This window comes from Pelomonas lactea, from assembly GCF_043555885.1.
Classification (GTDB): domain Bacteria; phylum Pseudomonadota; class Gammaproteobacteria; order Burkholderiales; family Burkholderiaceae_C; genus Pelomonas; species Pelomonas lactea.
Map to the genome: position 1 here is coordinate 275,308 of NZ_JBIGHX010000008.1, position 13,614 is coordinate 288,921.

Consider the following 13,614-nt stretch of genomic DNA (forward strand, 5'->3'; position numbering starts at 1 on the left):
GCGCTCCGAAACACTGTACGGAATAACAGCTATTTTGGCAACCCATCGCGAAGCAGCCGTCCTCCCGGATGCACTTTGAGGGTGAATTCCCTACGGCGCAACAGAAGCCAGGCCGCAGGCACAACCAGCATGCTCAACAGTGGCGCTGTCACCATGCCCCCCACCATCGGCGCAGCGATTCGAATCATGACTTCCGAGCCAGTCCCGTGACCGAACAGGATCGGAAGTAGGCCCGCCATAACAACCGCCACCGTCATTGCCTTTGGCCGCACCCGCAGCACTGCGCCTTCACGGATGGCGGCAAGCAAGGTCTCTTCATTCTTGGCGTCTCCCGCAGCCAGCCGCTGCTTCCATGCGTTCTGGAGGTAGACCAACATCACCACTCCAAACTCCGCGGCCAAGCCGGCCAACGCGATGAAGCCCACAGCCGTGGCCACCGAGATGGCATGCCCGAGTGCCCAGATGAGCCAGAACCCGCCCACCAGCGAGAACGGGACCGCGGCCATGACGAGTGCCGCATCGCCCGCCGAGCGGAACAGCAGGTAAAGCAGCACGAAGATGACAGCCAAGGTGACCGGCACGACCACCTTCAGCCGCTCGGTGGCGCGTTCCAGGTACTCAAACTGTCCCGACCAGGAGACGGCATAGCCTGCAGGCAGCGCCACCTGCTTGCTGACAACCTCCTGCATCTCGTGCACGACCGAGCGCAGGTCTCGGCCACGCACGTCCACGTAGACCCAGCCCGAGAGCCGAGCGTTTTCGCTGCGGATCATGGGCGGCCCCTCCTCGACGGAAATGCGGGCGACATCCTGAAGCAGCACGGTCGCCCCCTTCTCGGTGACGAAGGGCAGCTGGCGCAATCGCTCCAGCGAATCGCGCACCTCCCGTGGGTAGCGCACGTTGACAGGGAAGCGCTCGCGGCCCTGGATGACCTCGCCGACGTTGTCGCCACCGATGGCGGTGGACACCACGGCCTGGACATCGGCCACCGACAACCCGAAGCGCGCGGCAGCGGCGCGGTCGACGTCCACGTCGATGTACCTGCCGCCGGTCAGCCGCTCGGCCAGCGCCGACGACACACCGGGCACGCCCTTCACGGCGGACTCAATCTGCGTAGCGAGTCGGTCGATGGTCGCCAGGTCAGCGCCAGCGACCTTGACGCCCACCGGGCTCTTGATGCCGGTGGCCAGCATGTCGATGCGGTTGCGGATGGGCGGCACCCAGACATTCGACAGGCCAGGCACCTTCACGACCTGGTCCAGTTCCTCGATGAGTTTGTCCGGCGTCATGCCGGCGCGCCACTGGTCGCGCGGCTTGAACTGGATGGTGGTCTCGAACATCTCGAGGGGCGCCGGGTCAGTGGCAGTGTCGGCGCGACCCGCCTTGCCGAAGACCCGCTCGACCTCGGGCACCGTCTTGATGAGCCGGTCCGTCTGCTGGAGCAGCTCCGAAGCTTTCGACACCGAGATGCCGGGCAGGGCCGAAGGCATGTACAGCAGGTCGCCTTCATCTAGCGGAGGCATGAACTCGCCGCCCAGCCTCATGACCGGGAAAGCGGTCACGGCCAGCACAAGCGCAGCGACTACCAACGTGGCTTTGGGGAAGCGCAGGACGGCCTCCAGCGCCGGCCGGTAGATGGCGATGAGGAACCGGTTGAGCGGGTTGGCAGTCTCCTTGGGGATGCGACCACGGATGAGGTAGCCCATCAGCACCGGCACGAGAGTGACCGAGAGCCCCGCTGCGGCAGCCATCGCGTAGGTCTTGGTGAACGCCAGCGGCGAGAACAGTCGGCCTTCCTGCGCTTCAAGCGTGAAAACCGGCAGGAACGACAGCGTGATGACCAGGAGCGAGAAGAACAGCGCAGGGCCTACCTCTACCGAGGCGTGAGCGACAAGCTCCCATCGCTCGGTCACCGTCGGCTGTCGGGCGTGCTTTTCCTCGAAGTGCTCAAGATGCTTGTGCACCGCCTCGACCAGCACAACTGAGGCGTCGACCATGGCGCCAAGGGCGATGGCCACGCCACCCAGCGACAAGATGTTCGCGCTGACGCCTTGCCAGTGCATCACGATGAAGGCCGTGAGCACGCCGACGGGCAGCGTCACGACCGCTACCAAGGCTGAGCGCAGGTGGAACAGGAACACCGCGCAAACCACCGCGACGACGACGAACTCTTCTATGAGCTTCACACGCAGGTTATCCACCGCGCGGTCGATGAGCTTGGAGCGGTCGTAGGTCTCGATGACCTCGACACCCTTCGGCAGGCTGGGCTTGAGCTCTTCCAACTTCGCCTTGACCGCTGCAATGGTCGTGCGTGCGTTCTTGCCCGAGCGCATGACGACCACGCCGCCCGTGACCTCACCTTCGCCATCCAGTTCGGCGATGCCGCGACGCATCTCTGGGCCGACCTGGACCGTCGCGACGTCCCGCAGCAGCACCGGTGTTGCCCCGGCAACGCTCAGTGGGATGGTGCGGAAGTCGTCGAGAGACTTCAGAAAGCCCTGAGAGCGCACCATGTACTCGGTCTCGGCCATCTCCACGACTGAGCCGCCCGACGACTGGTTGGCCTTCTGCAAAGCCTGGATGACCATGGCCTGCGTGATGCCAACCGCGCGCATGCGGTCGGGGTCCAGCACCACCTGGTACTGGCGCACCATGCCGCCGATGCTGGCGACCTCGGACACGTCCTGCACGGTCTTCAGTTCGAACTTCAGGAACCAGTCGTTGAGGGCGCGCAGCTGGCTGAGGTCGGAGTTGCCAGTACGGTCGATGAGCGCGTACTCGTAGACCCAGCCGACGCCAGTCGCGTCCGGTCCCAGCACTGCCGTCGCACCTGCAGGCAGACGTCCTTGCACTTGGCTCAAATACTCCACGACACGCGACCGAGCCCAGTACGGGTCTGTCTTGTCGTCAAAGAGGATGTAGACGAAGGAGTCGCCGAAGAAGCTGTAGCCGCGCACGGTCTTGGCGCCTGGCACGCTGAGCATGGTGGTCGTCAGCGGGTAGGTCACCAGGTCCTCGACCACCTGGGGCGGCTTGCCCGGGTAGGTCGTTCGCACGATGACCTGGGTGTCCGAGAGGTCCGGAAGCGCGTCTACGGGTGTTCGCGCCAACGACCACAGGCCCGCAGCGACCAGGAATGCCGTAGCGATGAGCACAAGAAAGCGGTTCGTGACGGACCATCGAATGAGCGCGGCAATCACTTGGCGCCTCCCATCCGCTGGACGGAGACCAGCTCGTAGCCGTCGCCCTGCTTCTTGAACTCGAAGTGGATGGCGTCGCCGGCCTTCACGTCAGCGAAGGCCTTGAGGTCTGCCCTGCGAAAGTGCATCGTCATGGCGGGCCACTTCAGCTCAGGCACGGGGCTGTGGCTGATAGTGAGGCCGTCCGCTTTGACGCTCTCGACCTTTCCCTCGGCGCTGTAGACGGTAGGCACCGCCATCGCTGGTTCGGATGCGGGTTGCGCAGCGCCCATGGCACCAAGCACGGACTTCAGGCGCGCCTCGGAGTCGATGAGGAACTGTCCGCTGGTGACAACCTCGTCGCCTTCGCGCAGACCTTCGAGCACCTCGAGCTGGTCGCCCAGGTCGGCGCCGAGCTTGACCTCGCGTGGCTCGAACGCGCTGCCGTTCTTGCGCACGATGGCCACGGCCCGCGTGCCCGTCCGGATGACGGCTTCGGAGGGCACGACCAACCGGGATGTCGTAGCCCCTGCGACCTGCAGGCGCAGCAACATCCCCGGCGTCAACTTGCCGGAACGGTTGTCGACCTCGAAGCGAGCCTGCAACGTGCGCGTATTCGCGCTGACCTGGGGAAGGATTTCCTTCAACTCGCCGCTGAAGGTCTGCGAAGCGTCAGCCTGCAGGACCGCCTTGACCTTTTGGCCACGCACGAGGCTCACGGCTTGGGCCTCCGGCACTTCGGCCACGGCCCACACCTTCTCAAGGCCGGCAATCCGGAAAACGGTCATGCCTGGCGAGACGGCGACACCTTCGCGCACGCCCAGCTCGGCAACCACGCCACCTGCAGGAGCGCTGAGTGTGAACCGCGCCTGGGCGGTGCCAGTCTCTTCGCTCTGGCGAACAAGCGCGTCTGGGATGGACATGGCGCGCAGCCGGTCGCGCGACGCTGCAATCAAGTCCGGGGCGACGCCAGCGTGCTTGAGCGCCAGCAACTCGTTCTGTGGTCCGAGCCATTCGGGCGCGAAGACAGTGGCTAAAGCCTGGCCCTTGCGGACCTGTTCCATCGGCGCACGCACGGCCAAGCGTTCGATGTAGCCGGCAACGCGGGTCTGGACGGCGACGTTCAACCGCTCGTCGAACTGCACCGCACCCACCGCGTCGAACGACGAGGACACGTCGGTCTGCTTGACGACAGCAGTCCGCACACCGAGGTTCTGCTGCACCGTCGAGCTGACTTTGACGCCGCCGTCGCTCGCCTCGTCGGCGTAGACGGGCACGAGCTGCATGTCCATGAATGGCGACTTGCCCGGCCTCTCGAAGCGCGGGCCTGGGACCATCGGATCGTGCCAGTACAGCGGCTTGCGCTCTGCCGAGGTCGTGGCAGCGTCCGGCGCGGACGCGGTGGGTTGAGTCGAACGGCCGGCGTAGAACCCGCCGACGGCCAGTAGTGCGCCGCCTGCGACCAGCGCGGCGACGAGAGTTGCGCGCTTCATCGGGCGGCTCCTTCGAGGATGGATTTCAGAGCAAGCTGAGCCTGGGTCTTGGCCAGGTCGCGTTGGAGGGAGAGCAGCTTTCGCTGCGCCTCGACCTCGGCGTGTCGAGCCTCGAACAGCGTCATAAGGGGAGCCTGGTTGGAGCGGTAGGCCGCCAAGGCCGCCTCCGTGCGTTGCTGAGCAGCGACCACCACCGACCCTCGGTAGCGCTCGATGCGGTCGGCGAGGCGCTTCGCGTCGCTGGCGAGGGCTCGGTATTCGCCGATGGCCATGCGCGTGGCTTCGGCCAAGGCAGCCTCTGCCTTCTCGGTCATGGCCAGCTTGGACGCGATTTCACGGTCCTGTCGCGATGCCGGCGCGATGGTCAATGGAACGCTGACGCCGAACGAGACCATGTCGGGATAGCCAGCGCGCTGGCCGTAGCTGACCTCCCAAGACCAGTTCGGGTTGCGGCTGGTTCGCGCCAGCTCCGCCTCTCTGCGGGCCAGCTCGGCGTCCAGTTGAGCGGCAACCACGGCGGGATGGCTGGCCACATAGGCTTGCTCTTCCGGTATCGGGAGGCCTGCTGGTGCGGCCAGGTCATCGGCTTGGGCGCCCACCCAACGCTCCAAGGCGGCGCGAGCGGTGGCCTGCTGCTGTTTGACCTCGGCCGTCTCGTCCTCTGCGACGCCCCTGGCGCCGGTCAACGCAAGGACTTCCTGACTGTTGCCGGTCGCGGAGGACAGCCGGGCGCGTGCGGCCTCGAGCTCCTCGTGGGCATGGTGCTCCATCAAGGTAGTGAGCTTGAGCGTCTCGCCCATGAACCAGGCGTCGAGGTAGGCCAGGCCGGTCTGGAGGCGAACTTCTGCCGCAGTGGACTGCACTGCAGCAGCTTCCCGCCCGACCATCGCGTCCGCGGCCGCCTGTCGCGCGGCACGCTTCTCGGCAGATAGCCATTCCTGGCTGATGCCGACGCGCTTCATCGTCATCGAGTCCCGCGAGCTGAACCGGTCAACGCCGGAGATGGGCAGGTTGTCGACACCTGCGCGCAGGACCGGGTCGGGTAGTTGGCCAGCGGCGCGAGCGGCCTCGGTAGCACTTGCCGTGCCGGCGCGGGCAGCGTGGGTGGACTCGGAACGCTGAACGGCCAGCTCGAGGGCTTGGTCAAACGTGAGGGGTGCTGCCCAGCACAGGACAGGCAGCAATGCGGCAGCCATTGCGACTGCTCGCAGGAAACGTGGTGATGGCATGAAAACTCCGTGGACGAGCGGCGGCGTTGCCGGGATGCGGACGTGCCGCACCGGCGCCTGTCAGTCGACGGAGCTGGTCAGACTCGGAGTCTGAGCGTGGAAAGGAAGAGTGGGTCCGGAGGCGGCTGAGCCTCCGCTGTGGCCGTAGCGGGCACGGTTGCCGCCTCGACAGCGTCGAGCACCAGCGGCAGTTCCAGCACCTGGACCACCATCGGCAGTGCCAGGGTGGGAACCTTGACGACCTCGAAGGACTGAGCGGCGCTGGAGGAGTGCTCCGCGCAGAGCCCAGGTTGGTCCTGATCCATGCCTTGGCAGGGCACGCCAGCCGCCATCATTTCCGCCATCGTGGCCGGGTCTGCCTGTTGCGGGCAGACGTAGCTTGCCAACGCCAGCTGTGACAACAGCAGCGACAAAACCACGAAGAATGCGGTGGTCAGGCGGCGGGTGGTACGGCGGAACATAAGCGGTCGTAGTCTAGCGCCGCGGCTTAAACCGCGCTGAACGCGACCGAGAACCATGGCATAGGTCAAACGTGGTCGCGCCATGGCGAGCTTCGTTGACAGACGAAGGACGGCCGTGACGGTCTAGGTCTGGCTAAACCTTCTCGACCCTGCGCCGTTCGTGCGGCAAGCGCACGCAGAGCGCTATGCGTTGCGTGGCCCAAACATGATGATGGCCATCCCCGCCAAGCTGACCGCAACCCCAACCCAGTCGGACGTCGATGGCCGCACGTTGTCGACGAGCATCAGCCACACCACGGCCACGCCGATGTACACGCCGCCATAGGCCGCGTAGACACGTCCAGAAGCGGTCGGATGAAGCGAAAGCAGCCACGCAAACAGCGCAAGGCTGGCGGCCGCCGGGATGAGCAGCCAGGAGGTCTTGCCTTGCTTCAGCCACAGGTACGGCAGGTAGCAACCGACGATTTCCGCGACTGCGGTCACGACAAACAGCACCAGGGTCTTCATTGGTTCCATCGCCGAATTGTGGTCGGACCGCTTGCCCCTCAAGTTACTTGAGGTCCTACCTTCGCGATGTGGGCGTTGTGCTCAAGCATCGGAGACGGACATGAGACCTTGGAAGGCTGTTCTGGGCGTGGGCGCGGCGTGCGCCGTATGTTGCGCGGTCCCGCTTCTGGGAGGCGCTGCAGCGCTGACGGCAGGCACGGCGACGCTGGCGGCCACTGGCTCTGCATTGCTGGCCTGCGCTGACGAGCTAGCACCCCTCGGTGCTGGGCTGTTGGTGCTGGCCGCGGCGGCGGGCGGCGTCGTCTGGTGGAGACGTAGTGCTCGGCGTCAGGTTCAACCTACTGTGGGCTGTGGGGGCAACTGCAATGCAAGTCGCGGCTGACGCTCCCATTGCCTGCACCCTGTCCTCTGCTGAGCTGCCAGGGCGGCTGGCTTGGATTCGGCAAGTCACGGCGCAGAGCCTGACCGCGCACCGGCTAGAAGAAACCACGCTGCACCTGACCTACGCGCGCGAGGCCCGGATAGAGCTGGAGCGCATCGTCGATGGTGAACGGCGATGCTGCGGCTTCCTTCGCTTCTACCTCCGCGACACGCCAGTGTCCGTTGAGCTGACCATTGAGGCCCCTGCTGAAGCTGGTGCCGATGCGCGGTGGTTGTTCGATCAGTTCCTGCCCCAGCTGGTTGCCGCCAAGGCATGTGGATGCTCGCCGGGCGCCTGTGGGTGAGTGGCTAGGATGGCGGCATGAGTGCAAGACTCTCCATCGGGCTTGTTGCCCGCCGTACCGGCGCGACGGTGCCCACGGTTCGGTACTACGAAGACATTGGTCTCCTGCCACCGGCCGCGAGAACAGAAGCCGGCCAACGCAGCTATGACGAGGCGACCGTCCGACGCCTCGTCTTCATCCGCCGCTGCCGAGACTTCGGCTTTTCCATCGAGCAAGTGCGGGAACTGGTCGGGCTCGTCGACCAGCCTGACCGCCCGTGCGCCGAAGTGCGCGACATCGCCGCCGCCCACCTGGCGCAGGTGCAGCAGAAGCTTGAGGAGCTGAAGGCGCTCGAAGCCAACCTGAGCGCTTTCGTCTGCAGTTGCGATACCGCCTGTTCGGGCGGCCCGGCAGTCGACTGCACCATCCTGGAGGACTTGGCCTTGCCGGCAGAGAAAGCTCAGGTTGTAGGCGCAGCACGGTGCTGCGGATAGAGGGGCGGGCCTCCCGGCCAGGTCTGGCAGCAGCTCGGCGTTAGGACCACACCAAGCAGTTGCCCACCGGCGCCTGCATGCGTGGTCACCCCACGCCAGTTCGATAAAAACAGTCGCAAATTTCAGTGCTCATGGCCTTGGTGTGAATGGCTCTTCTCGTCATGCTCCTCGGCGAGCGCGGCGGTAGCGCTCTTGAAATGATCCCCCTCGTCGGTCTGGCCACAAGGCTCCAGCTCGCACTGCACGGTGATGTGGTGGATGCCGAAGGTCTCCGCCAGGCGCCTGCGCACCTCGGGAAGGACTTGCTTTTCGACGTTCACTTCCGGCTCCGTCACCAGGTGGACTGTGAGCGTGCTCTTGCCGCTCGTGACCGCCCAGACGTGCAAGTCGTGGAGGCTCTTGACGCACGGAACGGCCAACAGGAGCTTTTTCAGCTCGACCATGTCAACGTCTTCGGGCACCCCTTCCAACAGGATGTTGATGCTCGACTTGAGCAACGTCCAAGTCCGAGGCACGACCCACAGGCCGATGAGGATGGCGACCGCTGAGTCGACCCAGGCCCAGCCTGTGAACTTCAGGATGACCGCCCCGACGATGACGCCGACGGAGCCAATCATGTCGGCCCACACCTCGAGGTAGGCACCCTTCACGTTCAGGCTCGACTCCTGGCCGCCCTGAAGAACGCGCATGCTGACGAGGTTGACCAGCAGGCCAACGACTGCGATGACGAGCATCGCCGTCGACTGGATTTCCGGCGGCGCCTTGATGCGCAGGTAGGCCTCGTAGAGGATGTAGACGGCCACCCCGAACAGCAGCATGGCGTTGAACGCTGCAGCCAGGATTTCGAAGCGGTGATAACCGAAGGTCCTTCGGGCATCGGCCGGACGCTTCGCTATCCGGATGGCCGCGAGCGCGATGGCCAGCGCCGCGACGTCCGTGAACATGTGCGCCGCATCCGAGATGAGCGCAAGGCTCTGCGACACGATGCCGCCGACCAGCTCGACGAACAGGAACACCGTCGTGAGCCCGAAGGCAATCTTCAGCGAGCGCTGGTTCGCGCCCGCTGTGTGGTCGTGGCCTGCTGACCCGTGAGCGTGGTCGTGCGACATCGTCATTTCTCCTTAGGCGTTCACTAAGGTCGCAGCAGGTGCTTCGACTTCGTCGTCATCCCGTCGGTGTGCCCACCGATACAGCAACGGCAGTACAAGCAGGGTGAGCGCGGTCGACGACAAGATGCCTCCGATGACCACCGTTGCCAGCGGCCGCTGCACTTCCGCACCAGTGCCAGTGGCGATTGCCATAGGCACAAAGCCGAGCGAAGCGACCAAGGCCGTCATCAGCACGGGACGCAACCGGGTCAGCGCGCCTTCCCAGATGGCGTCGTCGAGGCTCTTGCCTTCCTCGCGAAGGCTGCGGATGAACGACAGCATCACCAGCCCGTTGAGCACGGCGACACCGGACAAGGCGATGAAGCCGACTGCCGCTGAAATCGACAGCGGAATGCCTCTCAGCCACAGCGCCAGGACACCGCCGGTGAGCGCAAACGGGATGCCCGTGAAAACCAAGAGGCCGTCCTTGGCGTTGCCGAACATGGTGAAGAGGAGTGCAAAGACCATCGCCAGGGCCAGGGGTACTACAACCTGCAGGCGCTGCGACGCGGACTGCAACTGCTCGAAAGTGCCGCCCCAGGCGGTCCAGTAACCCGTCGGCACCTTCACGCTCGCCATCGCAGCCTGCGCGTCGGCGACGAACGAGCCGAGGTCTCGCCCTGTCACGTTGGCGCTGACGACGACCCGGCGCTTGCCGTTCTCCCGGGACACCTGGTTGGGTCCGGGGGCAACTTCTAGGGCCGCGACTTCCCCGAGCGGGATGTATGACGCGCGGCCTTCAGCCCCCGATTTCGGCAACGGGATGGGAAGGCGCTTGAGCGCCTCTACGTCCTGTCGCACGTCTTCCGGCAGCCGCACGAGGATGTCGAAGCGCCGGTCACCCTGGAAGAAGGTGCCGGCTTCGCGACCGCCCACGGCCGTCGCCACGGCCTCCTGCACGTCGGTCATGTTCAGGCCGTAGCGCGTGGCCTTGGCACGGTCGATGTTGACTGAGAGCATCGGCAGGCCCGTCGTCTGCTCGACCTTGACCTCGGTCGCGCCTGGCACCTTCTGCAACGTGGCTGCGATGCGGTTGGCCGTCTCGTTGAGCAGGTCGTTGTCGTCACCGAAAACCTTGACGGCCACATCCGAGCGCACGCCGCTGATGAGTTCGTTGAAGCGGAGCTGGATGGGCTGCGAGAACTCGTAGTTGTTGCCAGGCACTGTGGCGGCTTCCTCGCGGATGGCTGCAAGAAGCTCGTCGCGCGTCTTGCGCGGCTCGGGCCACTGGTCCATGGCTTTCAGCATGATGTAGCCGTCGCTGATGTTGGGCGGCATCGGGTCCGCCGCAATCTCGGCCGTGCCGGTGCGGGCAAAGATGCGCTCAATCTCGGGGAACTTTGCCTTGAGCGTCGCCTCGAGCTGCTTCTGCATCTCCACCGATTGCGTCAAGCTCGTGCCCGGGATACGCAGCGCCTGGATGGCGAAGTCGCCCTCGTTGAGGTTGGGCACGAACTCGCTGCCCAATTTGGTGGCCACGATGACGGACAGAGCCACCATGACGGTCGCGAATGTCATCACGACGGGCGCGTTGCCCAGGGTCGCCTTGAGCGCGGGCTCGTAGCGGCGCTTGGCCCACTCCATCAGGCGGTTCTCCTTCTCTGTCACACGCTCGCCGATGAACAGCGCCACGGCAGCTGGAACGAAGGTCACCGACAGCACCATCGCGCCGAGCAGTGCGAGCAGCACCGTGTAGGCCATCGGATGGAACATCTTGCCCTCCACGCCGGTGAGGGCAAGGATGGGCACGTAGACCACCATGATGATGAGCTGGCCGAAGAGCAGCGGCCGGCGAGCCTCCTTGGCCGCTACGAACACCTCGTGGAAGCGTTCGGCGCGCGTCAGCGCCCGACCCTTGTGTGCCTGGACGTGCGCCAGCCGGCGCACAGCGTTCTCGATGATGACCACTGCGCCGTCCACGATGATGCCGAAGTCCAAAGCGCCCAGGCTCATCAGGTTGGCGCTGATGCCGTACTTCACCATTCCGGTGAAGGTGAAGAGCATCGACAGCGGGATGACCATGGCCGTGATGAGCGCCGCACGGAAGTTGCCGAGGAAGGCGAACAGCACCGCGATGACCAGCAACGCGCCTTCGACCAGGTTCTTCTGGACGGTCTTGATGGCCTTGTCGACAAGCGTGGTCCGGTCGTAGACCGTGACGGCCTTGACGCCAGCGGGCAGCGTCTTGTTGATGGCCTCCATCTGCTTGTCCACGGCTCGCGAGACGGTCCGGCTGTTCTCGCCCATCAGCATGAAGACGGTGCCGAGCACCACCTCCTGGCCGTTCTCGGTGGCCGCGCCGGTGCGCAGCTCCCGCCCCAGCTCGACGGCAGCGACGTCGCGGACGCGGATGGGCTGACCCTGTGCCGTGCCGATGATGATTTCGCCAATGTCCTCGATGGACTTGACCTGACCAGGCGCGCGCACGAGGTATTGCTCACCGCGCCGCTCGATGTAGCCGGCGCCGAGGTTGGAGTTGTTCTTCTCCAGCGCATTGACGACGTCGGCCAGGCTGAGGCCGAAGGCACCGAGGCGCTCAAGGTTGGGCGCCACGACGTACTGCTTCGCGAAGCCGCCGATGGAGTTGATTTCAGTGACGCCGGGCACGTTGCGCAGCTGCGGCTTGACGACCCAATCCTGGATTTCACGCAGGTCAGTGGGCGTGTAGGCTGTGCCGTCGAGCTTCTTCGCGCCCTTCACCGCCTCGACCGTCCAAAGGTAGATTTCTCCAAGGCCGGTGGAAATGGGACCCATGCTCGGCGTCACGCCGGCCGGCAGCCGCTCGCGCGCCTCCTGGAGGCGCTGGTTGACGAGCTGCCGCGCGAAGTAGATGTCGGTGCCGTCCTTGAAGATGACGGTGACCTGAGACAAGCCATAGCGCGACAGGGAGCGCGTCTGTTCCAGGCCAGGCAGGCCGGCCATGACCGTCTCGATGGGATAGGTGACGCGCTGCTCGGTCTCCAGCGGCGAATAGCCCGGTGCCTGGCTGTTGACGACGACCTGCACGTTGGAGATGTCGACGACGGCGTCGATGGGCAGCTTGGTGTAGCTGTAGGCTCCGAGGGTTGCCATGGCCAGCACGGCCAGCATGACCAGCCAACGCTGCTCGATGCAGAAGCGGATGATGCGTTCAAACATGTCCGTCCTCCCGTTCAGTGTTCGTGGCCCGCGCTGGCTTTGCCCAGCTCGGACTTGAGGACGAAGGTGTTCTTGGACGCGACCTGGTCGCCGGCCTTGAGGCCGCTGAGCACCTCGACCGTGCGACCGTCGGAGCGGCCCACCTTGACGGCCACCGCCTCGAATCCGCCGGACACGGCCTTGAAGACCATGGCCTGGTTCTCGATGGTCTGGACCGCATCGGCCGGCACCGTCAGAGGGACGTCCTGGTTCTCGCCGTACACGGCGACAGTGACGAAGAGGCCGGGGCGCCAGGCGCCATCGGGATTGGTCAGCGTCACGCGGGCACGGGCGGTGCGGGTCTGTTCGCCCAGCAGCGCGCCGACGTAGGAGATGGTGCCTTCCACCTTGCTCTCGAACGCAGTCGACGAGACCGAGACACGCTGACCCACGCGAACGGTGGCCAGGTCCTTGGGCGCGACGTTGAACTCCGCCCAGACCAACCGGAGGTCGGAGACGGTGAAGATGCTGGCGTCTTCCTTGACCGCCTCTCCGAGCGCCAGGTGCTTCTCGACCACCGTGCCGTCGAAGGGCGCGCGCAGCTCGAAGCGATTGAGGTTGGCCGACGAACCGGTGGCACCCACGGCCGCGAGCTTCTGGGTCGCATTGCGGACCGCGATGTCCGCTTCACGCAGGGCAGACTGGGCCTGCAGGTAGTCCTGCTCCGCAGAAATCTTCTCCTGCCAGAGCTTCTTCTCGCGCTCGTAGGTGACGCGGGCCGCATCGCGGCGCTCCTGGGCGGTCAGCAGCTCGCTGCGTTGCTCTGACAGCGAGTTGCTGGCAATGACGGCCAGGACCTCACCCTTGCGCACCGACTGGCCGAGATTGGCGACGACTTGTTCGGCCACACCCGCCAGGCGCGGCACGACGTGGGCCGTGCGGTCCTCGTTGAAGCGGATTTCGCCGGTGAACTTGGCGGCAGCCTGAAGCTTCGCCGGGCCCGCGACTTGCACCGCGATGCCAGCCTTCTTGACTTGTTCCTCGGTCAGCTTGACCGCGCGATCTTCATGCTCCTCGTGCGCTTCCTTGGCAGCCGGGGCGGCCTTCTTGTCGTCGTCACCCTCCTTGTGCGCGTAGCCGGCCTCATTGGTGTTTTGGGCCTGTTCGGCTTCTTCGCCGGTCTTGTGCCGTTCGGTGAGCAGCAGTCCGCCGCCGGCCATGACGCCGACCAGGACGATGACCGCCATCGCGATGCGCTGTTTCTTCGTGATTGCCATGTTGG

Annotated in this window: 10 protein-coding genes; 2 read left to right on the forward strand and 8 right to left on the reverse strand. The window is 65.3% G+C overall.

Going from position 1 to position 13,614, the window contains the following annotated elements; genetic code table 11:
- Positions 1 to 29 precede the first annotated feature (29 nt).
- The 5 genes from ACG04Q_RS20845 to ACG04Q_RS20865 all read right to left on the reverse strand — a co-directional run bounded on the left by ACG04Q_RS20845 (position 30) and on the right by ACG04Q_RS20865 (position 6,878).
- Complete coding sequence (locus ACG04Q_RS20845; protein ID WP_394417824.1) at positions 30 to 3,200, reverse strand: efflux RND transporter permease subunit; 3,171 nt, start codon at positions 3,198 to 3,200, stop codon at positions 30 to 32.
- Positions 3,197 to 4,672 (reverse strand): efflux RND transporter periplasmic adaptor subunit, encoded by a 1,476-nt coding sequence (locus ACG04Q_RS20850; RefSeq protein WP_394513300.1) that lies wholly within the window; start codon positions 4,670 to 4,672, stop codon positions 3,197 to 3,199. Before ACG04Q_RS20850 ends, ACG04Q_RS20845 begins: the two co-directional genes overlap by 4 nt.
- Positions 4,669 to 5,901 carry a TolC family protein gene (locus ACG04Q_RS20855; protein WP_394513302.1) on the reverse strand — a complete coding sequence of 411 codons (1,233 nt, stop codon included), beginning with the start codon at positions 5,899 to 5,901 and terminating at the stop codon, positions 4,669 to 4,671. Before ACG04Q_RS20855 ends, ACG04Q_RS20850 begins: the two co-directional genes overlap by 4 nt.
- Positions 5,902 to 5,978: 77 nt before the next feature.
- Complete coding sequence (locus ACG04Q_RS20860; protein ID WP_394513303.1) at positions 5,979 to 6,362, reverse strand: hypothetical protein; 384 nt, start codon at positions 6,360 to 6,362, stop codon at positions 5,979 to 5,981.
- Between the two features lie 183 nt (positions 6,363 to 6,545).
- Complete coding sequence (locus ACG04Q_RS20865; RefSeq protein WP_394417812.1) at positions 6,546 to 6,878, reverse strand: YnfA family protein; 333 nt, start codon at positions 6,876 to 6,878, stop codon at positions 6,546 to 6,548.
- A gap of 356 nt (positions 6,879 to 7,234) precedes the next feature.
- Between ACG04Q_RS20865 and ACG04Q_RS20870 the strand changes: the two genes are divergently transcribed.
- Both ACG04Q_RS20870 and ACG04Q_RS20875 read left to right on the forward strand, forming a co-directional pair.
- Positions 7,235 to 7,594 (forward strand): hypothetical protein, encoded by a 360-nt coding sequence (locus ACG04Q_RS20870; protein ID WP_394417810.1) that lies wholly within the window; start codon positions 7,235 to 7,237, stop codon positions 7,592 to 7,594.
- Between the two features lie 17 nt (positions 7,595 to 7,611).
- Positions 7,612 to 8,067: a MerR family transcriptional regulator gene (locus ACG04Q_RS20875; protein ID WP_394417807.1), complete on the forward strand. Its 456-nt coding sequence runs from the start codon at positions 7,612 to 7,614 to the stop codon at positions 8,065 to 8,067.
- 122 nt (positions 8,068 to 8,189) lie between these two features.
- Here the strand turns inward: ACG04Q_RS20875 and ACG04Q_RS20880 are convergent, their stop codons facing one another.
- The 3 genes from ACG04Q_RS20880 to ACG04Q_RS20890 are packed head-to-tail and all read right to left on the reverse strand — an operon-like array spanning position 8,190 to position 13,609.
- Entirely contained in the window at positions 8,190 to 9,176 is a 987-nt protein-coding gene (locus tag ACG04Q_RS20880; protein ID WP_394513304.1) for a cation diffusion facilitator family transporter, read from the reverse strand.
- 12 nt (positions 9,177 to 9,188) lie between these two features.
- The gene (locus ACG04Q_RS20885; protein WP_394513305.1) at positions 9,189 to 12,353 is read right to left on the reverse strand and encodes a CusA/CzcA family heavy metal efflux RND transporter; all 3,165 of its coding nucleotides are present in this window, start codon (positions 12,351 to 12,353) and stop codon (positions 9,189 to 9,191) included.
- A gap of 14 nt (positions 12,354 to 12,367) precedes the next feature.
- The gene (locus ACG04Q_RS20890) at positions 12,368 to 13,609 is read right to left on the reverse strand and encodes an efflux RND transporter periplasmic adaptor subunit (protein ID WP_394513306.1); all 1,242 of its coding nucleotides are present in this window, start codon (positions 13,607 to 13,609) and stop codon (positions 12,368 to 12,370) included.
- Between the last annotated feature and the right edge of the window lie 5 nt (positions 13,610 to 13,614).